The sequence below is a fragment of the Carboxylicivirga taeanensis genome (assembly GCF_051851475.1).
GTDB classification, from domain to species: Bacteria; Bacteroidota; Bacteroidia; order Bacteroidales; family Marinilabiliaceae; genus Carboxylicivirga; species Carboxylicivirga taeanensis.
The window spans coordinates 29276-55750 of record NZ_JBPUSJ010000017.1; the positions used below are offsets into that span (position 1 = coordinate 29276).

Sequence of the window (26475 nt, forward strand, 5' to 3'; positions counted from 1 at the left end):
AAGCGCTGTCTTTCTAATGTCTTCAGGAGTGGTTTTATTTTTGGGTTCTTCCATTTTGTTCTTGCTTATGATGGTAGTATCATCCTATTGAGCCAGGCATTGGGCACTCAATAAAATGCCTACATACAGTCGTTGGAAGAGTTGCCATCGGCTGCTGGTTGCGTGTATCCAGTTCATTAGCCAGGACATTCATTTTTAGTAAAAAAGGCATTGTTATGAACAAATGTTCAAAATAAATTCTACATTTGTTGTGGATAATACTTTTAAGCATGCCACGACCAAAACGAAAACGATTTATCGAGTCGCCACCAAAAGTCGACGGATTTAAGCCATTTGGCGTTCCTATGGGAAGTTTGGAGCCAGTAATTTTGCTGTTTGAAGAGTATGAGGCTATGCGGCTAACGGACTATGAGGGGCTTAATCAGGAAGAGGCAGCCCTGAAAATGAATGTGTCAAGGCCCACCTTTACCCGTATTTATGAAAGGGCTCGTCAGAATGTAGCCAAAGCCTTTGTCGAAGGCAAAGCTATTCTGATTGAAGGAGGAGATTTTCATTCGGACGATCATTGGTACAAATGTACCCAATGTCAGAAGTTAAACATCAGTAAGCAGGCGCTTCAGGGATGTAACTATTGCCAGGCGCCTGATTTGCGTGAATTAAACTAAATATGGAAGCAGAACAATACAATGGACATTGCATTTGTGTTGAATGCAATGTCACCTTTCCACATCAAAAAGGTAAGCCTTGTCGCAACGAAACATGCCCTCATTGCGGAAAGACAATGATGCGTGAGGGAAGCTATCATCATCAATTATATTTAAAAAAAATAGGAGATATGAATTATGAAAGTGGCAATTCCAACCAGAGGAAATGTTGTCGATGATCACTTCGGTCATTGCGAAGCCTACACGCTACTCACAGTAGACGACAACCAGAAGATTACCAAGTCAGAAACCTTACCCTCGCCACAGGGTTGCGGTTGCAAAAGCAATATCGCCGCAATTTTGCAGGAAAAGGGGGTGACGGTAATGCTGGCTGGTAATATGGGTAATGGTGCATTAAACACCTTAAGAAATCATGGCATCCAGGTATTTAGAGGTTGTTCCGGAGATGTGATGTCAGTGGTCCATAATTTTTTGGCCGATAAAATTGAAGATTCAGGGATTGGTTGTCAACAGCATGCCAGCGGACATGAGTGTCAACATTGATCTTTGTATGAGTAATCCAGTAAAAGGCTACCCGTAACGGTAGCTTTTTTATTGTAAGGCCATTTTATAGTGTTCGATGGCCCGCAGCCGAGCTGCTTTGTGTTCAACCATTGGTTGGGGGTAGGCCATGGTGCCAAATTCAGGAACCCATTTAAGAATATACTTTAGCTCGGGGTCAAACTTCTTCTGTTGTTCCGAAGGGTTGAATACTCTGAAATAAGGCGCTGCATCGCAGCCTGTACCGGCAGCCCATTGCCAATTGCCATTGTTGGATGCCAGTTCGAAGTCCAGCAGGTGTTGGGCAAAAAAAGCTTCGCCCCAGCGCCAGTCAATCAGTAGGTGTTTACATAAAAAGCTGGCACACACCATCCGCACACGGTTGTGCATAAATCCGGTTTGTACAAGCTCGCGCATGCCTGCATCAACTATGGGGTAACCAGTTTGTCCCTGACACCAGCGTTCAAACTGTTTACTGTTATTTTGCCAGATAATGGCATCGTATTTTCGCTTAAAATTATGGGCGATAACCTGGGGAAAGTGCACCATGATCTGCATGAAAAATTCGCGCCAGATTAATTCGCTTAAAAACACTTCGCTGTAGCAGGTTTTGGCAATGACTTCACGAATGCTGATAGTGCCAAAGCGCAGGTGGGGTCCCAGGTGTGAGGTGTGGTTCAGGTGGGGGATATCTCTTTTGTGCTCATACTGTTCGACATGATTAAAATTCCAGGCTGGCACAGCAATTGGCGAATGCTTAAACCCCAATTCCTCAATATGAGGCGTATGTATCTGTATTTGAAAGTAGTTTGCAGGCGCATCAGCTTGTGGTCGATTTATGGATGGTAAATCATTAAATCTACTGATCCATTGTTTCTTATAAGGCGTATATATAGTATAGGGTGAACCATCTTTTTTCAAAACTTCGTGGGCTTCAAACACGACCTGATCCTTGTGTGTTACAACCCGAATACCATGGGATTCCAGTAGTTTAGTAACCGCTTCATCCCTTTCTAAAGCATAGGGTTCGTAGTCGCGATTAAAATGCACCTCGGCAATGTTATAGCTATGGATGAGTTTCTGCCATTCTTCGAGTGGCTGGCCTTGCAAAACCTTTAGCCCATTATGGTATTGGCTGTTCAGCTGCACATTTATGGTGGTGACTTGTTGATGAATGAAGGTGATTCGCGCATCATCTGCCTGAAGTTCATCGGTGATGTGGCGGTCAAAAATAAAAATGGGTAAAACTGGATGTGGGCCGTTCAGAGCTGCATTTAAAGCGGTATTATCTTTCAATCGAAGGTCGCGCCTGAACCAATGGATGGTGATTTTGTCTGTCATGCTTCTGCAATATTTACTTCTGCTCCTGCAAATGTTTAATTTATGAATGTATAACTTAAACGAGACTATTTTTGTTTTGATTGCATTCGAATCAGTAAAGGGTGCAGAAATACAGCCAGCAGAATGACTAATGTGCCCAGGTAAAAACCACCGGACATAAACTCACTTTGTCCAAATATAAAAAAGGCCAGTAAAATGCCATACACGGGTTCCATGTTGATGGCCAGCACAACCGTATAGGCAGATAATACTTTCATAACATCAACTGCTACCACAAATGCATAGGCGGTGCAGGCGATTCCCAATATAAGGATGTAAATAATATCGAGCGTTGTTGGCATCACCATGCCAGAGGGAAGGATGCCGGTTGCCAGCAGGAAGATGCCGATACTGATGAAACCACTGCCCATCTCATAAAAGCTGATGGTTACCGGGTGGTATTTGTCAATAAAGAGCTTGTTTAGTACCGTAAATAGACCTGCCAGAAATGCAGATATCAAGGCCGTTATGATGCCTTTCCAGTAAGTAAGCTCGAACTGAAATATCATGTATAGACCAGCAATAATAAGAAGTCCAATAAGGACTTCCAGCCATTGAATGCGTTTACGAAATATAATGGGCTCTAAGAAACTGGCAAATAGAGTGGTAGAGGCCATGCAGCCCAATGTAACCGAAACGTTCGATATTTTAACCGCATGAAAAAAAGTAATCCAGTGAAAAGCAACTACTATTCCAACTCCCATCAGCCTGATGATGCTGGCCGAACCAATGGCAACAGGTATTTTCTTATACCTTAAGTAGGCCCACAGCACAATAAAGGCAATGAGCATTCTGTACCAAACCATTTGAGGAGCCGAAAGGGTTATTAATTTGCCCAGTATGGCTGTAAAACCATATAATAAGACAACAAAATGGAGTTTTAAATGGTTTTTTAGTAGTGCGTTCATAAAAGTATAGCTTGGTAACTGAATTTTGTTTGGGCAAAAATAGAAATAGTTTCGTAGCAACGCATTAATTTTGTTGTTCATCAATTAACCTAATGCGAATAAATGTTCGTGTGCAAATATTAATCTGATTATGAAGAAAGTAATAAACAAATGGCCTTTAGGACTTAGCCTACTGCTTTTATTAGCAGTAGTTTATAGCTGTTCAACAGTGCCTTTAACCGGTCGAAAGCAACTCAATCTGGTTTCTGATGCTGAAATGATGTCTATGAGTTTCACCCAGTACGACCAGTTTCTGAAAGAGAATAAGTTATCGACTAATAAGGAGCAAACAGAAATGGTTAAAAGGGTGGGGAAACGAATTGCTGCGGCCGTGGAAAAATACATGACCGATAATGGCTACGCGGATCACATCAAGGATTTTGCCTGGGAGTTTAACCTGGTTGAGGATGACGTGCCCAATGCCTGGTGCATGCCTGGTGGGAAGGTGGTTTTTTACACCGGCATCTTGCCATTAACAAAAGATGAAGAAGGCCTGGCGGTTGTAATGGGGCACGAAATTGCCCATGCTGTGGCCAAGCATGGTAATGAGCGGATGAGTCATGAAATGGGTGTGCAAATGGGCGGGGCCGCCCTGTCGGTAGCGCTTAATGAAAAACCAGAGCAAACAAAAGCTTTGTACATGGCTGCTTTTGGCTTGGGCTCGCAGGTGGGCTTTATGTTGCCTTATTCGCGTACGCACGAAACAGAAGCCGATAAGATGGGCCTTATTTTTATGGCAATGGCGGGCTATAATCCGCAGGCCGCTGTTCCTTTCTGGAAGCGCATGGCTGATAGTGGCGGACAAAAACCACCTGAGTTTTTGAGTACGCACCCGGCAGATGATACAAGGGTTAAAAATCTCCAGGCTTACATGCCCGAAGCTCTAAAATATTATAAAAAATAGCTGAAAGGAAGCGCTCAGGAAACTGGGCGCTTTTGTTTATTCAGAAGTTATAGCCTAAGCTAAGCGATGGGGCAATAAAGTATTGCAGACCAAATATCGCATTGGCGCCGGCTCTGATTACCAAACCGCCCGCCTTTTGATAGCGGTACATCATGGGCAGAAAAATTCCATAGGCCACAATATTATTATCTTCATAGGTATAATCATTAATGCTGATAATGCCTCCGGCCCCAAATTCGAGGTGATGATGCCTCAGACCGGCACTGAGCCAATTGATGGAAAATGGTATGTTGGTGGTGGATTTGAAATTAGAGGATAGTCCGATTTTAAAAGAAAGTTGGTAGAGTCTGTCAATGTAACGTTCATATACAAGGGTGGGATAACCATAATTGTATTTGGCAGAGTTCATAATAACTCCTTCAATGTAGATCACATTGTTTTTGAATCTACTTAACTCAGAATGGCTCAACTCTTTTTCTTGGGCCCAGAATGTGGTTGTACTAAATATGAAAAGCACCAGGCTGATTAGTATCATTTTCATAGATTCAGATTGTTTAGACGGTTGTTAGCTGTGTTTCTTAGCAAGTTGCTTATTGTGGTAATACTTATTTAGCACATAAAAGTTACACTCTTGTTTTAATTTAAATAATTGCTTGATTAACAGGTTGATGTTTCGACTAAGTGGTTGTTGTATAGATCAATGGCGAGAGTGTGATTTGATCGTAAGAAATAGTTAAACATTACTGGCAGGAGCAGATGGCAATGCAAAGGCTTGTTAGTGCTTGCAGATGTTTCAGGTTCATCAAAGAAATAATGCTTGAACACTCAGGAAATTATGAGTACATTCAGCATTTCTATTGAATTTAGAACTAAATAGCGATTCATTACTATGAAAAAGAGATGCATGTGGTGCAGTGGTTCAGAACTATATATGGCCTACCACGATCAGGAGTGGGGAGTGCCTTTGCACGATGACAAAAAGCTTTTTGAATTTCTTATTTTGGAAGGTTTTCAGGCCGGATTGAGCTGGTCGACTATTTTGAACAAGCGAGAAGCCTTCCGCCAGGCCTTTGATGGGTTTGATGCCGTTAAAATAGCGAATTACCAGGTCGACAAAGTAGAAGAGTTAATGCTCAATGCGGGCATTATCAGAAATCGTCTGAAGATCAATGCGGCCATTAAAAATGCACAGGCCTTTTTGAAGATCCAAAAAGAGCAAGGCTCTTTTGATAGCTACATCTGGCAGTTTACCAATGGGCGTACTATTTTAAACACCTTTACTTCCGATAAAGACATTCCGGCAACTACAGAACTATCCGATGCCATGAGCAAACAGATGAAGAAAGACGGTTTTTCTTTTGTTGGCAGCACCATTTGTTATGCCTTTATGCAGGCAACCGGTATGGTTAATGACCATGTTGTGAGTTGTTATCGCTATGCAGAATGTGCCAGTCTGAGTGAGGAGTAAGAAACCTTATTCAAATATGCCCGGCTATTTGTGTATTTAAATTGATATTTCTTCCTACTTTTAAACATCTAACTAAAAGTGAACTTTATGAGCCAACGATTGCTTATTTCAATGTTATTGCTGCAGGTGTTTGGTTTTCAGTTGTATGCTGAAAGCACAGACTCATTAAAGACTCAGGTCTATACTTACAAAATATTCCGGGAGATTGGCAGTACATCCTGGATACATACCCAGGAAGCTTTTGCGGAGGCCGAAGCCATGCATGCAGATGTTATTCTATTGCACATGAATACCTATGGGGGGCAGGTTGTTTTTGCCGATTCTATCCGCACAAAGATTCTCAACAGTACTATTCCGGTCCATGTGTTCATCGATAACAATGCGGCTTCTGCCGGTGCGCTAATTTCCATTGCCTGCGATAGTATTTATATGCGTTCGGGGGCCAATATTGGGGCTGCTACAGTGGTGAATCAAAGTGGTGAAAAAATGCCCGATAAATACCAGTCATACATGCGTTCGACCATCCGTGCAACGGCCGAAGCGCATGGTAAAGACACCATTGTTACAGGCAAAGATACCACCTATGTATGGCGACGCGACCCGCACATTGCTGAGGCTATGGTGGATGAGAGCATTTATATTGAAAATGTGGTTGATACAGGCAAAATATTAACCTTTACCACTTTGGAGGCCATAGAAAATGGTTTTTGTGAAGGACAGGCCAATAACATTGAGGATGTGTTAAGGCAACTAAAAATCTACAATTACGAGATCACCACCTTCAAGCCTTCTTTTTACGATGGTTTAAAAGGATTTTTAACCAGTCCCATTTTACAGGGGATTCTTATTTTGGTAATAATCGGGGGGATCTATTTTGAGTTACAAACACCCGGTGTTGGCTTTCCCTTGCTGGCGGCTTGTATTGCGGCAGTTCTCTATTTTTCGCCTTTGTACATCGATGGCCTGGCGGCTAACTGGGAGATAATCATCTTTATTATTGGATTGGTGCTCATTGGTCTGGAGGTGTTTGTGATTCCCGGATTTGGTATTGCCGGTGTATCAGGAATAATCCTTGTTGTTGGAGGACTGACTTTAAGCTTACTTGATAACGATGTATTTAATTTTGATGGGGTTGGCTTCAATAAGCTGTTGGAAGCGTTAGGCATCGTACTTTCGGGTTTATTTGGTTCCTTGCTGGGTATTATCTACCTCAGTAAAAAACTGCTGTCATCCTCAACTTTTGGAGCACGCATTGCCCTTCAAACAGAGGAGAACATAGAATTAGGTTATATTGGAGTCGAAGCCTCATTAAAAGAGTTTATTGGCAGCGAGGGAGTGGCTTATACAACCTTAAGGCCTTCTGGTAAAATAACCATTGATGATGAACAATACGATGCAGTGGCCGAATCGGGCTATATTGAAAAGGGAACGAAGGTGAAAGTGGTGCGTTTTGTGCACGGGCAATTATATGTGATGGTGCAAAAATAGTGCATTAAATTTTGCTCCGTTCGGTCAAAATAGTAATATTGCACTCAAAGAAAATTGAAATGATAAATCAACTGTTTCATGCGTATTGGTGGCGTTGCTCTACTTTAAACAAAGTGGAACAGTAGGTGTATACTATAAAATTTTAAAGTAAGCCGCAGGATTTCCACCTGCGGCTTTTTTTATATGTAATTATTAATCAAGGTCTTTAAGTTGATGTTTTAAACTAAAGGTCTAAAAAAAGAATTAAATGGATAAATCATTATTGGCCAGTGCAGCAATGCCCGATAAAGATGGCTTTTTTGGCGAATTTGGTGGTTGTTTTGTACCGCCCATGCTGGAGCCTATCATGAAGGAGATTGCCGAGGCCTACGAAAAAATTAAAGACGATCCGGTGTTTAAAGAGGAATTATATTATTTGCAAAAACACTACACCGGACGCCCATCTCCTGTATTTCATGCTAAAAACCTTTCTGAAAAGCTGGGCGGCGCGCAAATCTACCTCAAGCGCGAAGACTTAAACCATACCGGAGCACATAAAATCAACCATTGTTTGGGAGAAGCCCTGTTGGCCAAAAAAATGGGGAAGAAAAAGCTCATTGCCGAAACCGGAGCCGGACAACACGGTGTTGCTTTGGCCACAGCCGCTGCTTTGGTAGGATTAGAGTGCGATATTTACATGGGTGAAGTAGATATTCGCAAGGAGTATCCCAATGTGGTTAGAATGCGCATCTTAGGTGCGAATGTAATTCCGGCAACTCATGGATTAAAAACATTAAAAGAAGCAGTTGATTCGGCATTTGAGGCTTACCTGAAAGACCCGGTCAACCAGTTGTATGCCATTGGCTCCGTTGTAGGGCCACATCCCTTCCCAATGATGGTGCGTGATTTTCAGGCAGTAATTGGCCGCGAAGCCAAAGAGCAGTTCCAGGAGATGACAGGCCGGTTGCCCGATAACCTGGTAGCTTGTGTAGGCGGAGGTTCTAATGCCATGGGATTGTTTACTGCTTTTCTCAATGATGAAAGCGTGGCTATTTATGGTGTTGAACCGGCTGGAACCAGCTTTAAAACAGGCGATCATGCGGCTACGCTTACGCTGGGAAAGCCAGGGATGATTCATGGCTTTAAATGTTACCTGCTTCAGGACGATAAGGGAGAGCCGGCACCGGTTAATACGGTGGCATCGGGTCTGGACTATCCGGGTGTCGGACCACAGCATTCCTACCTGAAAGACATTGCGCGCGTTAATTATGAAACCATTAATGATAAAGAGGCCATTGATGCTTTTATGCAGCTGGCTCGCACAGAAGGCATCATTCCTGCACTCGAAAGCGCACATGCTGTGGCTTATGCCATGAAATTAGCACAAAACCTCCCTAAGGAGCAAACCATATTGGTGAATCTGTCTGGACGTGGCGATAAGGACATTGACTATGTGGTGGAAAAATTTGGAAAAGATTATGGGATAGAGCAGTAGGCTGAATCAATCTTTTATTGCTAACCTGTCAGGAGTTGCAGCCTGACAGGTTTTTTATTGCCCAATTGTAAGGGCCAGGCTCATGCTGACTTGGTTTCAGTGTTTTTGGGAAATTTGCCTGTCAGATCTTTCCTTTGGCCAGATAGAGGCCAATTATGTAAGACGTAAAAATTAAATTTGTGGCTCAAAAAATGATAACCTTGAGTACACATCAAATACAAATAAGTGCCTTTCAGGATTGGATGAAGTGTGCAGTATTAGACATTGCCAATCAAGAGCTTGGAGAGGGCTACTTTAAAAGTGTTCTGGATGAGCTGAAAGGCTACGCTTTAACCATCAATTGCCTTTTTAAAGGGCAGTACCTCATAGGATTTAGCCTGTCTTACAGGTGTAGTTTAGGGCAGTTCATCGATGCTACCCAAAGTCACATGTCAATAAGTTTGTCTTCCTCAGCCCGTATCCTTGTTGTCAAAACCATTGTGGTAAAGGCAGAACATCAGCGCAAAGGATGCGGTACCGGTTTGCTCAAGCACTTGATAGAAGAGGCCTTTAGGGAGGACACCAAAGCGATACTGGCGCTTGGCTGGAAGAGCAAAAGTGGGGTAAACATACAGCACCTGATGGCTACCTTTGGTTTTGAAGAACGATGCGAAATCAAGGAGTTTTGGAAGTCAGGAAGTGAGAAGTATCAATATCAATGTCCCGATTGCGGACATCCCTGTAACTGCTCGGCCATCATTTATTCAAAACTATTAAGCAATAGCAATTCGTAGCGATTTGCTTACTTTTGCAGTTTAAAGAAAAGAATTGTGCATTTTAATCCTTATAACATCAACCTGCCAATAACTGAGGTTATTGGTGAGGTACAAGCTCATTTAAAGGCCGGTAACACCTTAATTGTGAATGCACCTCCGGGGGCAGGAAAAAGTACGCTTTTGCCTCTTGCATTACTGGAGGAGGTATGGCTTAATGGCCAGAAAATCATTATGCTGGAACCACGTCGTTTGGCAGCAAAAACCATTGCCCTGCGCCTGGCCAATCTGTTGGGCGAGAAAGTGGGACAGCGAGTGGGTTACCGCATTCGTTTTGATAACTGTGTGGGTCCGGATACGCAGTTGCAAGTAGTGACTGAAGGGATTTTGACCCGTATGTTGCAGCAGGATAATGCCCTGGAAGGGGTTGGCCTGGTAATTTTTGATGAGTTCCATGAGCGCAGCTTGTTTGCCGATACGGCTTTAGCATTAGCCCGGGAGGCCCAGCAGGTATTGCGGCCCGACTTGCGCCTGATGATCATGTCGGCAACACTTGATATGCCTCAATTACAGCGATTGTTGGATGCACCTTCTGTGGTGAGTAAAGGCCGGCAATTTCCGGTGCAGTTGATTCATGAAGGTGAGAGTGATGTAACGCTATTGCCCGAACTGACAGCAAAAGTGGTATCGAAAGCTGTAAAGGAACAGGAGGGCGATATATTGGTATTTCTGCCCGGGGAGGCCGAAATAAAAAACTGTGAGGCCATTCTTAAGCGTGCACACCGGTCTATCTCCATTCATCCGCTCTATGGACAGTTATCGCCCAATAAGCAGTATGCCGCCATTATGCCGCATAAAGAGGGCAAACGGAAAATTATTTTGGCCACATCCATTGCCGAAACCAGTTTGACCATCGAGGGAATTAAGGTGGTGGTGGATTGTGGTTTTAGCCGGACGATGCGCTTCAACCCCAATTCAGGTTTGTCCAGACTGGAAACAGTCGACATTACCCTAGATTCGGCCGATCAGCGGGCCGGACGTGCCGGCCGATTAGGTCCCGGTGTTTGCTACCGCATGTGGACTAAAGCCACACATAATCGCCTGCAGGCCCATCGCACTCCCGAAATCGAAGAGGCCGATTTAGCCACTCTGGTCCTCGAAATGGCCTGTTGGGGCGTTGACGACATCACCCGCCTAACCTGGTTGACGCCACCTCCCAAAGGACATGTGGCGCAGGCAAGAGAGCTATTGCATCAGCTGGAAGCCCTGGAGAACAACCGTATTACAGCACATGGCAAAGCCATTCACCAGCTGCCTTGTCATCCGCGACTGGCGCACATGTTATTGATGGCTGAGGAAGAGGAACTAAGTGCGTTAGCCTGCGATGTTGCTGCCTTGTTGGAAGAGCGCGATCCCCTGGGTAAGGAAGCCGGTATTGATATTAATACCCGCATTGAAGCACTCAGACGATATAGAACGGGCGAGCTGAAAAACAAAAAACTTAGCCGCATTGCAAAAATAGCGGAGCAGTACCGAAGAATTTTAAAGGTGGATGAAGAGAACACCGCCGTTGATCCGTATGAAACAGGACTATTACTTGTTTTTGCCTATCCCGAGCGCATTGCACATGCAAAGCCCGGAAACAATGCCCAGTTTAAGTTGGCCAATGGCAGTATAGCAGCCGCCGGTCATCAGGATGATTTGGCTCATGAAGCGTGGTTGGCCATTGCCAATGTAAATGCGCGCGATGGCGTAGGAAAGATCTTTTTAGCATCTCCGTTAAATCCAAAGGATTTAGCTCCTTTGGTAAAATCGGTGGATGCCATTAGCTGGGATACAAAGCAAGGCGGTTTCAAGGCGCAAACAGAGCTTCGGATTGGCAGTATAGTTTTGCAAAGTAAGCCTTTACGTGATTTTGATGAAGACTTAAAAATCAATGCTATATGCGATGCAATCAAGCAGGAGGGGAGCTGGTTACTCGATTTTAACACAGAGCTTGAGCAGTGGCAGAATCGGGTACTCAGTCTGCGAAAATGGGATAAAGAACAGTCTTGGCCCGATGTATCAACAGAGCAGCTGTTGGCAACGAATAAGCAATGGCTGGCACCCTATTTGGCGGAAGTGAAAAAGCCGGCAGACCTGAAGAAGATAGATTTGAAGAACGTACTGCAGCATCATTTGGATTATGAACTGCAGGCCCGCTTGGATGAGCTGGCTCCTGAGCGTATTTTGGTTCCAAGTGGCTCTAAGGTCAAGCTTGCCTATAAACCCACCGGAGAAGCTCCTGTTTTAGCTGTGCGCCTTCAGGAAGTGTTCGGGATGCTGGAAACACCAACCGTATGCAAGCAGCAAATCCAGGTGCTGATGCATTTATTGTCACCGGGCTTCAAACCGGTACAAATTACCAACGATTTGAATAGTTTTTGGCGCAATGCCTATTTCGAAGTCCGAAAAGAATTGAAAGCCAGGTATCCCAAACACCATTGGCCGGATAAACCGTTGGAAGCACAAGCAGTAAGGGGGGTAAAGAGGAAAAAATAGAGGGTAGGTGGCTCAATAATAGCCACCTTTCTTTTTTATCGATTGATATCGTATATAGTTCCGTCAGTGTACATACTTTTGATTTCCTCTCGTGAAAGCATGTAGATGTCTTCAGTATAACAAGTGTCCACATCAATTTCTTCAATGCCACTACGCTTGGTGTAATCATAGTTATTATAGCGGAAATACACACTATCTTCGCTTACTTCAACTACTTTCATGGTAGAGTAACGTTTCGGGCCATTTTTATACTCATATACATCCCCAGCTTGTGGTGAATCAATGTATACTTGTTCATTCTGAGCGTTTACACTGCCCGAATAGCTTGCCAGCGCAATGATAATAGCAATGATGGCGAGGCCGGAGAAATGCCAAAAGGGTATCTTGGTATCACTCTTCATTGTTTTATAGGCACGCTTCATATCATTGTCCATTTCCTTAGGAACAAATGTTTTTTTGCAGTGCATGCACTGAGCAGCACCTGTTTTTCCAATAGAAAACACAGGAATCCAAAAAATATGGACATAACGGCCAAATATACTGTTCACAATTTGTCCTTTTTCTGAGCAGTGCGGGCAAGATAGTTGCGTATTGCCTTCGGTTTTAATAGGCGATGATTTCCATCCGTAAATAACCATGTGATATAGATTATGTTTATATTCTTTTGCAAAAATATGGGGCACTGGCAAAATTCAAAATGACTTTACTCACTGCACTAGCTATCGGATACAGTTTTTTTATTGCCCGTTATTTTTTTGGGTTGATTGATAGGGGCTTGTTTATAAAAAAATAATTCGCTTACTTTGAAATTCAAAGAGCTTTTAATATGGAAACTCAGGAACATTTGAATCATCTATCGGAAATTAGGGCCTTAATGGAGCGCTCCAGCCGGTGTTTATCTTTAAGTGGTTTGTCGGGAGTGGCGGCCGGCCTAATTGCCATTCTTTGCGGAAGCTATGTGTGGTGGTACTTGGGAAAAGGTTATTTTGTTTCACCCGTTGAGGTTTCTAACTGTTTTCTTGCATTACCCGTTGATAGTAACATTTTTAGGCACGTTGTGTTGGTAGCTGCTTTAACTTTGGTGTTGGCAGTTGGTGCGGCCTTCTTTTTTACTTTAAAAAACAGCAAAAAGAAAAATTTGAAAATATGGGATGCCAGTACAAAGTATTTTCTCATTAACCTGTTTTTACCACTGCTGGCTGGCGGGGTGTTTTGTCTGGCTTTAGTTTATCATGGAGAATTGTATTTGTTGGCCTCCAGCACTTTAGTCTTTTATGGTTTGGCTTTGTTAAATGCTAGCCGTTATACGCATCGGGAAATTAGGTATTTAGGAATATCTGAAGTTGGGTTAGGACTGATTAGTTTGTTCTTTATTGGGTATGGAATCCTCTTCTGGATGCTTGGATTTGGTATACTTCATATGATTTATGGGCTGATGATGTACCAAAAGCATGAAAAAAACTAAGCGCGACAATTGGCGAAAATGAAGAATATCATTGATAATTTAAGTAAGCTGTTTGATAGTCGTCTGCGTCTGGGGATTATGGCCATCCTCATGGTCAATGATGAGGTGGACTTTAATGCCCTGAAGGACTACCTGAATGCATCGGACGGGAATCTGGCCAGTCATATTAAAGCCTTGGAAAAGCATGAGCTGATTATTGTGCACAAGCAGTTTGTTGCACGCAAACCGCGAACCACCTATCAGGCTACTGATTTGGGGCGGCAACTGTTTCAAAAGCACCTGGATGGCTTAAATGACTTGATCAGCAATGTGAAGCAATAATTTTTTTACCCACATACTTTGTAATTCAAAGTACTTTTAAGATAGAACTATGAAAATTCGACTAACGCTTGCGCAGCAGATTGGGTTGGTACTACTGCCAATTGCCATGCTGATTTATTATTGGACGCCGCAAACTCAAGGTACACTCGAAGGATGGTCCTTAGTTAATTATCTCTTGGCCGGAGCATACTTCTTTATATCCTTTTGGGACAAGCCGGCAAACACCAATGTATTTCGTTTAATCAGGCCCCGCATGAACTGGCACCTCTTAATGGCACTGCTATTGGTGAGTTGCTTTAGCCTAAACAAGGATATTCATGTTTTTGCCTCGGCACCCTTATGGCTTGAGCTGCTCCTGGTTCCCATTCTGCTGGCCTTTGTGTTTATAGCCTATCCGCATTCTCTGCCACAGGGATTGCGAAAAGGATTGGCTTTTATGGCGGGATTTGGATCACTGGTGCTCGTATACTATGCCTTTGTGCTACTGCCAACTATGTTAATTGCGGTAATAGGGCTGGTACTTTTAGGCATCTCCATTCACCTGCTTGTACCTCTTATTATGGTAGTTATGTCTTTTAGGTATGCGATAACAAACAGCTATCCGTTCTCCTGCAAAGGAACATTCTGGTGGGGCTTTCTAACAGCGCTGCTCTGTTCAGGCATTTACATTGGCATCTATGCCTACCAAAGCCAGCAAATAAAAGCGGCACAAGAACACATGGTGCTGAATGAAGCGAACGAATTACCGGAATGGGTGCATTATGCTCAAAAATGCCAATCTTCCTTTTGGGCGAAGCGCATCATTGGCCTGGGACTTTTGTATGAAAAGCACTCGGACGATTGGTGGGGCTTCAATTTTAACAGAGGTTCATTTTCAGAAATTCGTGAGCACGACCCTCTGGTTGCATGTGCTGGTGTGCGCGTACCACAGCTTGAATTGAGTAATGAAGAAGCAGTAAAAATTCTTTCGACCAGCGCACAAACCAGGCATTATGCTTATGAAAAGCTATGGTCGGGGCGCGACCTACGCATAAGCAAAATGCTAACCGATATGCGACTGTATCCGGATTATCGGATGGCCTATGCAGAAACAACCTTTTGGATAGAAAATACCAATCAGCGGGAAGGTAATCAGCAGGAGGCTCTTATTACTTTTTACCTGCCGGAAGGCACTGCAGCATCTTCTTTATCGCTTTGGATCGGTGGGAAGGAAGAAAAGTCGCGCCTTACGACCCGTAAAAATGCTGACAGGGCCTATCGGGAAGTCGTAGGTGTAGAACGGCGAGATCCGGTGCTGCTGCATTGGCAGGAAGGCAACCGATTGACGGCTACCATTTTTCCATGTACACCTGCTGAAGCCCGGCGGGTAAAGATTGGTTTGACGATGCCACTCAAAATCAAAGGGCAGGAGTTGGTCGTTGAAAGCCCACAGCTGATTGGTCCGGATAACCGGGGCGCTACTGAAATCATCCATCTGAAATGCGTTGGAGAAAGTATTAAACCGACAGTACCACAAAGCTTTAAACGGAAGGCCGCTAATCAATACCTGTACAAAGGGCGTCCGCTTAATCACTGGGAAGTGCGCTTACCCCTGCAGTCACTGAATCCCAGTCAGTTTGTTTTTAATGATCAGGCTTATCAGCTTAAGAATTTGAATGCAAATGGCTGGTTGAAGCCCTCAGCTATCTATGTGGATGTTAATAGGCAATGGGAATTTGACGAGCTGGAAAGTACTTTGTTAGCAGCTCAGGATGTTCCGGTGTATGTTCATCATCAGGGTTTTGTGAGGGTGGAACTGTCCAATGTGGATGCTTTGTACAAGCAATTGTCAAAGCGACCATTCAGCCTGTTTCCCGTCCATAAAGTTCAGGATGGCCAATCGGCTTTGCTGATTAGCAAGGGACAAAAGAATACACCCATTCCATCAGAACTGGCGCCGTCACCATTTTTCGATGGACTGAAGGATTGCCTGATTGAGCACTCAACGCCACTGGCCTGCTTGGTGCTTGACGGACATAAATCGGACTACATTGCCAGTCTGGAACAGTATAAACTACTTAGTTGTCAAACTATTAATATTAAAGAACTTAATGGTGTTGATATTAACAGATGGTTTAATTTATACGAAGCTGAAGAAGACGCGGTGTTATTACCCGATTCACAGATGGCCATCGTTAAAAAAAGGGGGCCACATAATGCAAAAACAGAAGAAGGCGCTCCAACACATTTGTTGCGTTTGTATAACTACCATGCCATCATTCAGAAGGCCGGTCATCTGCTGCTTGATAACAGTGAATTGATTGATGAGGCCGTCTACAAACTATGCAACGAGGCCCACATTGTTTCACCAGTGTCGAGCCTGATTGTTCTCGAAACCATAAAGGACTATGAGCGCTTTGGTATTGATGAAAGTACCAACAGCCTTAAAAATGCCAGTCTGAAAGACTCGGGAGCCGTACCGGAACCTCACGAATGGGCACTTATTGCTGTGGTGCTGGCAGTAATTCTTTTGATGTACTTTAAGTTAAAAATTTGATATGTTCTATCGTTTAATTCGACGAATCGCTCTTGGTTTATGTTTCAATCATCCATTTGTGTGTCGAGTAACAGTGCAGCTAGTTACTGGAATAAGTAGTTGGGTGGCAAAAGGCAGGCGAGCTTTACTTCAGCCACAATGTCGGGTTTATCTTTACACCGGCTTAATGCTCCTGGCAGCTGTTCCTGTGTTCATTAGTTACGGCGGACTTCATTTCGAGCAGGCCATGTTTTTTATGGCTCTGCCATTTACCTTGCAGAAAGCTGGCAATCAGTCGTTCCCTCGGTTGACAGCATCAGCCGCATTGGTTTTCTTGCTTGTTTACTATGTTGTGCATGTGTATAGCATCTTTTACTTGGGCTTTGGATTGGCACTGCTATTGACCTTAATGCGCACAGCTTATCGTCCAACACTCTTATCCTATGCCTTGCTGTTGATCACCGTGCCGGCCTTTCAGTATGCCTTTCAGGCCTTCAGTTTTTCGATTCGTTTGCAACTGACCTCTTTTGCCGTTAAGGTGTTGCAGGTGATGTATCCAACCATTGAACAGGTCGGTAACCGCATGGTATTGAATGATATCAGCTACACGGTTGCCCCCGAATGTATGGGCCTGAACATGCTGACTTCAGCTTTGGTGATGGCTTTATGTCTGATTGCATTTAAAGCTAAACGGCATGATTTAAGGGCCGGAGTCAAGGTGATAAGCCTTGTGATGCTGGCAGCGATTGGTTTTGTGATGATTGGAAATGTGTCGCGAATCATTTTAACGGTTATTTTTAAAGCAATGCCTAGTACGGCCCTGCACGAACTAATCGGACTGCTGGTCTTTGCCGCCAACATCTGTGTACCGCTAATCCTTTTTGTGGCAGTTGGTACCAGATTATACCTGCCGGCTTATGTTGAAGTAAAGCATTTAGTAAATATTCCTAGGATGTTATTAATAATAATTATATCGGTGGTCTTTAGTTCGGTTTTTATTACTAAAAATCAGCTAAAAGATGAGGCTGGTCCTCTTACAATTGAAATACCTCACATGAACCGAACAGTTGGTTCTGATGGCATTGTGAAGCTCAGTAGCGAGGAGGCCTTAGTGTACATTAAACCACCGGCTTTTTTCCTGGGCGCTGATCATCATCCGTTTATTTGCTGGCGTGCCAGCGGTTACCAGGTGCAGGAAGAGGAGTTAGAAGAAGTTAATGGGCATGAGGTGTACACCTTTAAATTGACCAAAGACCATGAGCCACCGATATTTTCATGCTGGTGGTATTCCAATGGTCAATCGCAAACTTGCAGTCAACTTAAGTGGCGTTTGGCACCTCTGACTGACGAAGCACCCTATAGCGTGATTAACGTATCAGCCAAGAGCAAAGAAGCTTGTTTGAAACTGGCTTTACAGTTGCTGGAATGAAGCTGGTTGTTTGTGCAATATTATTCTTAACTTAACTGACGCCTCCTATATTACAGGTTCGTTAGTATATTTCCTATAAGAGGCTGATTGATATTTGTTAAAGTAATTTTATATCAATCATTAGTTGAATTATTTACAGATTTTAATATGGCCAGGTTTTTAAAATCAAAAAAGGAATCCATCGGTTTATCACCCTACGACCTAAAGTTTCTGGGTGAACAAAAGCTTGAATTTATTCGCTACAGCTTAATTAATTACAACGAGCATAGGCTGGAGGAAAAAGAGTTAGCTGCTTCGGAGGAAGCACTTAATTACCTGAGTAACGATTCGGTGTCGTGGCTCAATATTGATGGGCTGCACGAGCCCGAGGTATTGAATCGATTGTCGGATCAGTTTGATTTGGAGAAACTTATTGTGGCAGATGTGCTGGATACGCACCGCCGGCCAAAGGTGCACGAGTATGATAATTGCATTTTTATATCGACAAAAATGCTGCAGTTTGATAATGACGATGAGGAGATCACCTCCGAAAACCTGGCGTTTGTTTTTAACAAGAATGTGCTGATCTCTTTTCAGGAGCGTGTGGGTGATGTGTTTACGCCCGTTCGGGAGCGCCTGCGGAAAAACCGGAAACGCCTGCGCGGTTCAAAAGCCGATTACCTGGCATTTGTTTTGCTCGATGTGGTGATTGATAATTACATCCATATAATTAGTCGTTTGGGCGAAAAAATTGAGGAGCTGGACGATGAGCTGATCGAACAGCCATCATCGGACAGCCTCGAAAAAATCAATAAATACAAGGTGGAGATTAGCTACCTGCGAAAAATAATTAAACCTTGCAGGGAGATGATCATTAACTTGTGTAAGCTTGATTCAGAGCTGGTTGATAAGCAGGTAATGATGCACTTTCATGAGTTGAAGCACAACATTGATCTGGCCAACGAAGCGGTCGATAATTACCGCGAGATTTTATCTGACCAGCTAAATATCTTCCACACCACAGTGGCTTATAAACTCAATGATGTGTTGAAGATGCTGACCATCTTTTCCGTCATTTTTATTCCCATCACCTTTATCGCCGGGGTATACGGAACCAATTTCGACCACATACCTGAGTTGCATTACAAATACAGCTATTTTGTTATGTGGCTGGTTATCATTGCCGTTGTGGTGATAATGATTGTGTATTTTAAGCGAAAAAAGTGGCTATGATTTAAATTGTTGTTTTTCGTCCAGGTTCAAGGGGTTGGTCGTTAATGGGATAGAGGTATTGTGTGAAGAGAAAACATCAAATAAAAACTCACCCAAATGTTAAGATTCCGGTTGGTCTGTGAGTAAATTTGTAGGTTAGGTTATCGTCAATTTAGCAATAATATTATCGTAATTTATCAGCAAATCTTATATTCGCACTTTGTTAAAACTTGTAAACACAGGCCTTTCTTTAGTCTGTGCTTTTGATGATGAAGCTAGCAGGGAATCAAATAGAATATAATAGTACAGCGTTCAAAGATATTTTTATACGTCTGTTTCCAACTATGTGCATGCTGGCTTCACGTATACTTAATGATGGCGAGAAGGCAAAAGATATTGCGCAGGAGGCGTTTGTAAAACTGTGGCAAAATGATGCCGAAGAGTTCACCGACGAAAATGCCATGCGAGCCTATTTATATGTCTTAGTGAAAAATGCGTGCATCAGTCTTATCCGTAAAGAGAAGAAAACAAGTAATACACCTTTGAATGATGAGCTCCCGGCTGCTGAAAAGGTAGTTTTAGATGAGATTTTACGAGAAGAAACTTATCAACTGCTGCGAAGTGCCATTGAAGAGTTATCGCCACAAGCCTCTCAAGTTGTTAATCTGGCTCTTAAAGGCTATAGTAATCTGGATATTGCTGACGAGCTGGGAGTCACCTTAAATACAGTTAAAACTGTAAAAAAAAGGGCCTATAAGGCACTGCGTGATAAGCTTGGAAGCCAGTTTGTTTCTATACTATTAACAAGTTTTATAAAATTTTTCTAATTCGCTTGTCACTCCGCTAATATTTTCTTGCGTCTATTGATTAACACGGCGTTGCATTTTGTCGTAACTTAATTAGCTATGAAGGAAATAAAGGAGCAAATAGATATAGCCCAACTCTTGGTAAAGCGTGTTTTAGGCACTATAGGTGATAACGAAAGGCAACAACTGGAGCAATGGGAAAAGAAGGACGGAAATAAAGCTTTGGCCGATACAATCATCGATTCGCACAATTATAAACTCTGGAATAAAAAATATAACAGTATTGATGCTCCCAACGAATGGTCAAGGTTCGTTCAGCGGATGACTAATAAGCCGTCAAAGAGTCGTTTAATGCGTCTAAGGGTGTTTAAAGCTGTTGCAACTGTTGCGGCAATGTTCGTTATCGGTCTTACTCTGTACTTTGGTTATCAAATGAACACTTCGCATAGTAAGCATAAAACTCTTGCAGTTACAAGTATAAAGCCTGGCTCGGCAAAGGCTGAATTGATCCTATCAGGTGGAGAGGTGGTTAACCTGGAAAGCCCAGACCAAAAGGTCATTCAGGAAGGAAGCTTGTCTATTGAAAACCAGGAGGGGACAGTAGATTATTCAGATAATGTGTCGACAGAAACAGTTGAACGGGTTATAAATACTGTGCGGGTGCCAAGAGGTGGTGAGTACAAATTGGTTTTGGCCGATGGCACACAAGTGTGGATAAACTCCGATACAGAGCTGTCATTTACAGTACCGTTTACAGGTAAAGAAAGGCGTGTAAAACTCAAGGGAGAGGCTTACTTTGATGTTGCGCATAATGCCAACCAACCATTTATTGTGGAGTCAGGTAGTCAGGTAGTTGAAGTACTGGGTACTGAGTTTAACGTATCGGCCTACCCCGAAGATGTCAACGTGGTGACTACTTTGGTGGAAGGACAAGTTAAAGTAGATTACCCGAGTATTTTAGGAGATAATGCGGTTGAGTATTTAAAGCCTAATGAGCAATCGGTAATTAATAAGGAAACTGAAAATCTGATAAAACAAGAAGTCGATCCCTATTTGTATACCTCCTGGAAAGATGGTCGTTTTAAGTTCCGAAATGAACCATTAGAAAGCTTTTTGGCCAAAGTTGCGCGTTGGTACGATGTTGATGTTTTTATAACAGACGAAAGCATTAAAGATATTCGCTTCACAGGTGACCTGCCCCGGTATAAAGAAATGACCAGTATTTTAGAAATTATTGAGGCAGAGATGTCGGTGCACATCGAAATAGAAAACAGTAGAACTATATACGTTACCCGTTAAGATAAAAAAAGAGGGTGTTGGCGCACCCTCTAGATTAACATACCCTTAACAGTTGATACATTAATTATTAGCATTTACAAAAGTATGAAAAAAAAGAGACATTTATCGACTCTCCGGCCTCCGGGGGAGCAGTCTAAATTATGGTTAATTATGAGGTTATCCATTTTACTATGTTTTAGTGCAGTACTAACCGTTTCTGCCAACTCTTATTCGCAGAGTAAGCGGGTTAATTTGAACATGAAGGATGTTAGTATATCCAAACTGTTTGAAGAAATCAGGCAGCAAAGCAATTACAGCTTCTTTTTTAACGAAGAAATAATGGCCGAACTGAGTACAATTTCTATTGACAGAGCCAATGTCACTGTGGAGGAAGTGCTTAAAGAGGTGCTTGATAACACAAACTTAACCTATACAATGGTTGATGATGTGATTATCATTAAGAATCGGGAAGAAGTTGCGCAGCAGGACCAAAACTCTAAGACCGTTATTAAAGGCGTGGTGGCTGACTCCGAAACGGGAGAATCACTTCCCGGGGTTAATATCATGGTTAAAAATGGTGCTTTAGGAACGGTAACCGACATTAATGGTCAATTTGAAATCCTGGTACCTCCTTCAACAGGAGTGCTTGTATTCTCATTTATTGGTTACGAAACACAGGAGGTTAAACTGGATGGTCAAACAAACCTGAATGTCCTGTTAATGCCCGAAATGCATGAGCTGGGCGATGTTGTGGTGACTGGTTATCAGGTGATTGATAAAAGAGAACTCACCAGTGCCATCGAAAAGGTAACATCTGAGGATCTTGAGCTGAAAAATGCGCTCACCGTAGACCAGATGCTGGAAGGAAAAGCGACCGGACTGGAGGTGACTAATATCTCAACAACACCCGGTGCTGCCGCAAAAATTCGTATTCGTAGCGGGAATACTTTTACGGGCAATCAGAGTCCTTTATGGGTGATTGATGGGGTAATATACGAAGATCCAGTGCCACTATCGGCCGATGATATAAACAGTTTTGATAATGTGAATATCATTGGTAATGCCCTTACGGGTATCAACCCACAGGATATTGAAAGCATTAACGTGCTGAAAGATGCTTCTGCAACGGCCATTTATGGTATACGCGCGGCGGGTGGTGTAATTGCTGTAACCACTAAACGCGGACAAGAAGGAAAACCAACTTTTTCGTATTCTTTCTCCGGCAGTGTGGTAGAGCGCCCGTCGTATAGCGACTTTGAGTTGATGAACTCCAAAGAGCGCATTGCTGTTTCGCGAGAGATGTATGAGCGTAATCTGGGAACACCAACGGGGCAGGATTATGAAAATGTGGATCGTATTGGTTATGAAGGCGCGTTGCTCAATTATTGGGATGGTACGTATACCTTTGAGCAGTTCCAGAATAGAGTGTCCTATTTGGAAACCTTAAATGCAGATTGGTTTGACGAATTGTACCGCCCGGCTTTCAACCAAAATCATAACGTGAACGTAAGTGGAGGAAGTAAGAGTAGCAGATATTATGTGTCAATTGGTTATGATGAGCAGAAAGGTGTTGAAAAAGGGGTGGATTTGAACCGTATTACCGGGCGTGCCAACCTCGATTTTGATTTGAAACCCAATATACGCCTATCATTAAAAATGAACGGTTCGGTGCAGGAAGGTGCCTATAATCATGGCTCGGTAAACGTATTTAACGAGGCCTATTATACCAGCCGTACTGTGCCTATTTACGATGAAGATGGGAACTACTTCTACCAACAACGACCTTTAGTAAACAGAAGTAGAATTAGTGATGAAGACGGGGGGTATATTTATGGTCGTTACAATGTATTGAGTGAAATCGATAATTCGGCACACAATATCACGAATAAAGATTTTGGAATTTCAGCGCAGTTGCAATGGGACATTACTAGTGACTTAACATTTCGCTCTTTGGCGAGCTACCGCAATACTACCAACCTTCAGGAGGAGTGGATTGGCGAGAATACCTTTTATGTAGCTCAACTTAGAACCTATGATTTTATTGAAGACTACATTGATGAAAATGTTGATGAGCAAAGCACAGTTCCTTTTGGTGGATTGTATTCAGGGGGAATGACCTCACAAAATACCTATGCCATCACCAACCAGTTGAATTATAAGAAGGTTCTGGGCCGTCATGTCCTCAACGTCAACCTTTCGCAAGAGGCCCGTTCTACCGAATACTGGGGAGCCAATGGGTTTACAGTTCCAGGATATGTACATGAAAACGGCCGGCGATTTGTGTACTTACCTAAAGTGAATAATACTCCTGAAGGGTTTGACTTCGATGCTTATGCCTACGATAACATGATTAACTGGTTTAGCAACCGCCAATTATATCCAAGCATTACCGATAAGGTAAGCAATGCCATGTCGTTTTTTGGTGTTATTAATTATGTGTATGATAATCGCTACGTATTGAACTTCAACATGCGTAGTGATGGAACCAATGCTTTTGGGCAGTTTGAAGAGTACCGGTTTAAGCCAACCTGGTCGGTATCGTCACGTTGGAACATCCATAATGAGCATTTTTGGAACAGAGATGGGAAAATCGACGAACTGGCTTTACGTGTATCTTATGGGGTGAGAGGCACCATTCCCAGTGCAACGCCTTACATGACCATTCGTGACTATGGACCAGAAACAAATAACAGTTCCTATTTTGATTATAACGAGAATGTGGCCGACCTGGTGAGCTTCCCACAGACAAACCTGCGATGGGAATTGAATAAAACCACCAATGTGGGATTAAATTATAGCTTGTTTGCCGGACGTGTAAGTGGAGCTTTTGATTACAGCTATTCATTTAACGACGATTTGTTGTTAATGCGACCTGTTTCTTTAGTTAATGGAGCGGGGAACCAGCTATTCAACGGTGGCAGCAGCGATGTTCAATCTTATGAATTTAATATCAGAACGGTAAACATTAATCGCAAAGATTTTTCGTGGAGCACCCGCTTTAACTTCTCAAGAAATATCGACCGTGTGCTGAAAGGTTTTGATGATGCCTTACGCGACAATAATCAAAGTAGCCAAGATGGAGGTTTAACCATTTCGCAGTACCTGAATGGACGTATTTATAAAAAAGGCTTCCCATCCAGCGGTTTCTATTCCTACCAGTTCGATGGTTTAGATGAAAATGGACTACCCACCTTTAAATATTTGAATACGCCAGAACTTACACAAGAGGAGCAGTTGGAAAAGATGCTCGTGTATGAAGGTCAACGTACAGCGCAATACCATGGCGGATTTGGTACAGAATTCAGGTATAAACGCTTGACCATGTCGGCTAACTTTTCTTACAAATTAGGCTATAAAGTGCGTTTACTCGATTTGTACAACGGAAGTCAGCAACTACCATTACCTTATGAAAATATGCGTGCTGATTTCAACAACCGCTGGCGTCAGCCTGGCAATGAGCAATTTACGAACATCCCTGCATTAAGTAACGATAGGCTGTTGGTAGGTGATCATGCTAGTAATTATCGTTTAGGGGGTGGTATTTTCCCTCCAGGATCAACATTGTGGGAGCTTTACGATTTAAGCGATGCCAGAACCGTTAAAGGCGATCACATTCGTCTGACCTCTATTTCCTTGTCGTACTCAATGCCCAACCAGTTAATAAGTAAAATGGGCCTTCAGTCGATGCGATTAGGCGTTCAGGCCAGTAACGTGGCAGTATGGGCCTTCGATAAGAAATTAAAGGGTCAGGACCCCAACCAGGTTCGAAATGTTGGTTTACCAAGTTTACCAACCTTTAGCTTTAGCCTGAATGTGAGCTTGTAGAAATCATGGTGAAACCATTTATTAAGTTAGTCGAAATGAAAAAAATATTATATCTATTAATTATAGTTGGAGGTTTAACTGCTTGTTCTGACTTTTTGGAGGAGCAATCGCAAGACTTAACGGCAGTGGAGTCGACCGAACACTTTGCCGCACTGTTACTACAGGAGTTCAGCAATGAGTATGCGATGTTTAGTTCAGTCTATTATATGACCGATGAGTTAGAAGAAGTGGCTACTACCTCTATCTCATATAAAGACAACAAAACCACCTACACCTGGCAGCAGGAGATAGAAATTGATGAAGATGGGAATACGGTGGTGCCATCCATCAATTCGGCCTGGGGCAATGCTTATGAAGACATTGCCATTACCAATTATGTTATTGAGTCGATTGATAACATGGAAGGAAATGAGCAAGAGAAATTATTTGTTAAAGGTGAGGCGCATTTTATCAGGGCTTTATCGTATTTTAATTTGCTTAACCTATACGGTCAGCCTTTTAATTCGGGTACCAAGGACACTGATTTAGGAGTGCCATTGCGAACTGGTACCGATGTTCAGGTAGTAATGAAACGAAGCAGTGTTGAACAAGGCTATGTCCTTATAGAACAAGATTTATCGGATGCACGCCAGCTGCTTGCGACCAGTGGTCTTAAAAAGTCCAAATGGCATCCTTCGCCATTAGCTTGCGACCTATTGATGTCGCGTGTGAAGTTGTATCAGGAAAAGTGGGACGACGCCATTGAGTATGCCGATAGAGTCATTAACAATGGTCAACTGGCTGTAATGCCTGTTAGCGGAGCATTTATTACCCAAGGCAATCCTGAAGTATTATATGCCTGGCATAAAACCTACAATAGTAAACTAGGGGTGCCATCATCTAATAAACCTTTGGGGTATAGCACGCCGCAGGCTTTGCTCGATTTGTACGAAAATGGCGATAAGCGACGCTCCTTGTTTTTTGTTTCTTTTAGTATGCAGGGGGGCACTTATCACATTACCAATAAGAATGCACCAGGTTACGAAGGGACGAATTCTGATGATGTATACACAACTTTTGGTTACCAGAATATGAGAGTGGCCGAGGCTTACCTGAATAAAGCTGAAGCCCTGGCACAAAAACAGGATGCGACAGCCATAGAGGTGATAAAGGAGCTGCATGCGACCCGTTTTAACGATGTTTCGGGCTTAGTGTATCCTGTCAGTCTGGAAGAAGTGCTGGCATATGTATATGATGAGCGTTACCGCGAGCTTTGTTACGAAGATCACCACCGTTGGTTCGACCTGCGCCGCATGAAGGAGAAAGATCCTATTAAGCATGTTTATACAACCTTAGATTCGGAGGGGGAAGTGTCTAAAACAGAAGTGTTTGTTTTAGAATCTGATGATTTGAACTACACCTTGCCGCTTCCAATTCAGGAGCGCGAGAACAATCCTGCCATTATTAATAATGAACGGAATGATAAAGTGTCAACTCAGTAATTAAC

General features: G+C 43.0%; 21 protein-coding genes. 17 read left to right on the forward strand and 4 right to left on the reverse strand.

The window, feature by feature from the left end:
* Positions 1-269: 269 nt before the first annotated feature.
* Both ACSX1H_RS17450 and ACSX1H_RS17455 read left to right on the forward strand, forming a co-directional pair.
* Complete coding sequence (locus tag ACSX1H_RS17450; RefSeq protein WP_439185526.1) at positions 270-665, forward strand: DUF134 domain-containing protein; 396 nt, start codon at positions 270-272, stop codon at positions 663-665.
* A gap of 177 nt (positions 666-842) precedes the next feature.
* Positions 843-1208, forward strand: coding sequence for a NifB/NifX family molybdenum-iron cluster-binding protein (locus tag ACSX1H_RS17455; protein ID WP_439185527.1), 366 nt, complete (start codon positions 843-845; stop codon positions 1206-1208).
* Positions 1209-1256: 48 nt separating this feature from the next.
* Here ACSX1H_RS17455 and ACSX1H_RS17460 read toward each other — a convergent pair whose 3' ends face one another.
* Both ACSX1H_RS17460 and ACSX1H_RS17465 read right to left on the reverse strand, forming a co-directional pair.
* A complete protein-coding gene (locus ACSX1H_RS17460) occupies positions 1257-2546 on the reverse strand; it encodes a cryptochrome/photolyase family protein (protein ID WP_439185529.1) in 1290 nt (429 codons plus the stop codon).
* Positions 2547-2611: 65 nt separating this feature from the next.
* Complete coding sequence (locus ACSX1H_RS17465) at positions 2612-3493, reverse strand: DMT family transporter (protein ID WP_439185530.1); 882 nt, start codon at positions 3491-3493, stop codon at positions 2612-2614.
* A 130-nt stretch (positions 3494-3623) separates the two neighbouring features.
* On the opposite strand from ACSX1H_RS17465, the gene ACSX1H_RS17470 reads away from it, so the two are divergent.
* The gene (locus ACSX1H_RS17470; protein ID WP_439185531.1) at positions 3624-4436 is read left to right on the forward strand and encodes a M48 family metallopeptidase; all 813 of its coding nucleotides are present in this window, start codon (positions 3624-3626) and stop codon (positions 4434-4436) included.
* A 40-nt stretch (positions 4437-4476) separates the two neighbouring features.
* Here the strand turns inward: ACSX1H_RS17470 and ACSX1H_RS17475 are convergent, their stop codons facing one another.
* Entirely contained in the window at positions 4477-4977 is a 501-nt protein-coding gene (locus ACSX1H_RS17475; RefSeq protein WP_439185532.1) for a hypothetical protein, read from the reverse strand.
* 348 nt (positions 4978-5325) lie between these two features.
* Here ACSX1H_RS17475 and ACSX1H_RS17480 point away from each other — a divergent pair, with 348 nt between their 5' ends.
* From ACSX1H_RS17480 to hrpB, 5 genes are all read left to right on the forward strand, one after another.
* Positions 5326-5904: a DNA-3-methyladenine glycosylase I gene (locus ACSX1H_RS17480; RefSeq protein WP_439185533.1), complete on the forward strand. Its 579-nt coding sequence runs from the start codon at positions 5326-5328 to the stop codon at positions 5902-5904.
* Between the two features lie 87 nt (positions 5905-5991).
* Entirely contained in the window at positions 5992-7392 is a 1401-nt protein-coding gene (locus tag ACSX1H_RS17485) for an NfeD family protein (protein WP_439185534.1), read from the forward strand.
* 247 nt (positions 7393-7639) lie between these two features.
* On the forward strand, positions 7640-8866 hold the full coding sequence (trpB, locus tag ACSX1H_RS17490; protein ID WP_439185535.1) for a tryptophan synthase subunit beta: 1227 nt from the start codon (positions 7640-7642) through the stop codon (positions 8864-8866).
* A 200-nt stretch (positions 8867-9066) separates the two neighbouring features.
* Complete coding sequence (locus ACSX1H_RS17495; RefSeq protein WP_439185536.1) at positions 9067-9639, forward strand: GNAT family N-acetyltransferase; 573 nt, start codon at positions 9067-9069, stop codon at positions 9637-9639.
* 36 nt (positions 9640-9675) lie between these two features.
* Positions 9676-12159 (forward strand): ATP-dependent helicase HrpB, encoded by a 2484-nt coding sequence (hrpB, locus tag ACSX1H_RS17500; protein ID WP_439185537.1) that lies wholly within the window; start codon positions 9676-9678, stop codon positions 12157-12159.
* A gap of 35 nt (positions 12160-12194) precedes the next feature.
* Here hrpB and ACSX1H_RS17505 read toward each other — a convergent pair whose 3' ends face one another.
* The gene (locus tag ACSX1H_RS17505; RefSeq protein WP_439185538.1) at positions 12195-12797 is read right to left on the reverse strand and encodes a hypothetical protein; all 603 of its coding nucleotides are present in this window, start codon (positions 12795-12797) and stop codon (positions 12195-12197) included.
* A 188-nt stretch (positions 12798-12985) separates the two neighbouring features.
* On the opposite strand from ACSX1H_RS17505, the gene ACSX1H_RS17510 reads away from it, so the two are divergent.
* The 9 genes from ACSX1H_RS17510 (at position 12986) to ACSX1H_RS17550 (ending at position 26470) form a co-directional block, all read left to right on the forward strand.
* The gene (locus ACSX1H_RS17510) at positions 12986-13624 is read left to right on the forward strand and encodes a hypothetical protein (protein WP_439185539.1); all 639 of its coding nucleotides are present in this window, start codon (positions 12986-12988) and stop codon (positions 13622-13624) included.
* An 18-nt stretch (positions 13625-13642) separates the two neighbouring features.
* On the forward strand, positions 13643-13945 hold the full coding sequence (locus ACSX1H_RS17515) for a winged helix-turn-helix domain-containing protein (protein ID WP_439185540.1): 303 nt from the start codon (positions 13643-13645) through the stop codon (positions 13943-13945).
* A 49-nt stretch (positions 13946-13994) separates the two neighbouring features.
* Positions 13995-16481 (forward strand): XrtN-dependent VIT domain-containing protein, encoded by a 2487-nt coding sequence (locus tag ACSX1H_RS17520; protein WP_439185541.1) that lies wholly within the window; start codon positions 13995-13997, stop codon positions 16479-16481.
* Between the two features lie 58 nt (positions 16482-16539).
* On the forward strand, positions 16540-17889 hold the full coding sequence (gene xrtN, locus ACSX1H_RS17525; protein ID WP_439185542.1) for an exosortase N: 1350 nt from the start codon (positions 16540-16542) through the stop codon (positions 17887-17889).
* A 147-nt stretch (positions 17890-18036) separates the two neighbouring features.
* Complete coding sequence (gene corA / locus ACSX1H_RS17530) at positions 18037-19101, forward strand: magnesium/cobalt transporter CorA (protein ID WP_439185543.1); 1065 nt, start codon at positions 18037-18039, stop codon at positions 19099-19101.
* A gap of 245 nt (positions 19102-19346) precedes the next feature.
* Positions 19347-19907 (forward strand): RNA polymerase sigma factor, encoded by a 561-nt coding sequence (locus ACSX1H_RS17535; RefSeq protein ID WP_439185544.1) that lies wholly within the window; start codon positions 19347-19349, stop codon positions 19905-19907.
* 78 nt (positions 19908-19985) lie between these two features.
* Positions 19986-21185 (forward strand): FecR family protein, encoded by a 1200-nt coding sequence (locus ACSX1H_RS17540; protein ID WP_439185545.1) that lies wholly within the window; start codon positions 19986-19988, stop codon positions 21183-21185.
* 150 nt (positions 21186-21335) lie between these two features.
* Positions 21336-24989 (forward strand): SusC/RagA family TonB-linked outer membrane protein, encoded by a 3654-nt coding sequence (locus ACSX1H_RS17545; RefSeq protein ID WP_439185546.1) that lies wholly within the window; start codon positions 21336-21338, stop codon positions 24987-24989.
* Between the two features lie 35 nt (positions 24990-25024).
* On the forward strand, positions 25025-26470 hold the full coding sequence (locus ACSX1H_RS17550) for a RagB/SusD family nutrient uptake outer membrane protein (protein WP_439185547.1): 1446 nt from the start codon (positions 25025-25027) through the stop codon (positions 26468-26470).
* Positions 26471-26475 lie beyond the last annotated feature (5 nt).

Bases quoted from the DNA above. Each gene is read 5' to 3' on its own strand.
- ACSX1H_RS17450 (WP_439185526.1), top strand. From the start codon at position 270: ATGCCACGACCAAAACGAAAACGATTTATCGAGTCGCCACCAAAAGTC.
- ACSX1H_RS17540 (WP_439185545.1), top strand. From the start codon at position 19,986: ATGAAGGAAATAAAGGAGCAAATAGATATAGCCCAACTCTTGGTAAAG.
- ACSX1H_RS17535 (WP_439185544.1), top strand. From the start codon at position 19,347: ATGATGAAGCTAGCAGGGAATCAAATAGAATATAATAGTACAGCGTTC.
- corA (WP_439185543.1), top strand. From the start codon at position 18,037: ATGGCCAGGTTTTTAAAATCAAAAAAGGAATCCATCGGTTTATCACCC.
- ACSX1H_RS17470 (WP_439185531.1), top strand. From the start codon at position 3,624: ATGAAGAAAGTAATAAACAAATGGCCTTTAGGACTTAGCCTACTGCTT.
- ACSX1H_RS17520 (WP_439185541.1), top strand. From the start codon at position 13,995: ATGAAAATTCGACTAACGCTTGCGCAGCAGATTGGGTTGGTACTACTG.
- ACSX1H_RS17485 (WP_439185534.1), top strand. From the start codon at position 5,992: ATGAGCCAACGATTGCTTATTTCAATGTTATTGCTGCAGGTGTTTGGT.
- ACSX1H_RS17460 (WP_439185529.1), bottom strand. From the start codon at position 2,546: ATGACAGACAAAATCACCATCCATTGGTTCAGGCGCGACCTTCGATTG.
- ACSX1H_RS17515 (WP_439185540.1), top strand. From the start codon at position 13,643: ATGAAGAATATCATTGATAATTTAAGTAAGCTGTTTGATAGTCGTCTG.
- ACSX1H_RS17545 (WP_439185546.1), top strand. From the start codon at position 21,336: ATGAGGTTATCCATTTTACTATGTTTTAGTGCAGTACTAACCGTTTCT.
- trpB (WP_439185535.1), top strand. From the start codon at position 7,640: ATGGATAAATCATTATTGGCCAGTGCAGCAATGCCCGATAAAGATGGC.
- ACSX1H_RS17465 (WP_439185530.1), bottom strand. From the start codon at position 3,493: ATGAACGCACTACTAAAAAACCATTTAAAACTCCATTTTGTTGTCTTA.
- ACSX1H_RS17505 (WP_439185538.1), bottom strand. From the start codon at position 12,797: ATGGTTATTTACGGATGGAAATCATCGCCTATTAAAACCGAAGGCAAT.
- ACSX1H_RS17480 (WP_439185533.1), top strand. From the start codon at position 5,326: ATGAAAAAGAGATGCATGTGGTGCAGTGGTTCAGAACTATATATGGCC.
- ACSX1H_RS17475 (WP_439185532.1), bottom strand. From the start codon at position 4,977: ATGAAAATGATACTAATCAGCCTGGTGCTTTTCATATTTAGTACAACC.
- ACSX1H_RS17550 (WP_439185547.1), top strand. From the start codon at position 25,025: ATGAAAAAAATATTATATCTATTAATTATAGTTGGAGGTTTAACTGCT.
- ACSX1H_RS17455 (WP_439185527.1), top strand. From the start codon at position 843: ATGAAAGTGGCAATTCCAACCAGAGGAAATGTTGTCGATGATCACTTC.
- ACSX1H_RS17510 (WP_439185539.1), top strand. From the start codon at position 12,986: ATGGAAACTCAGGAACATTTGAATCATCTATCGGAAATTAGGGCCTTA.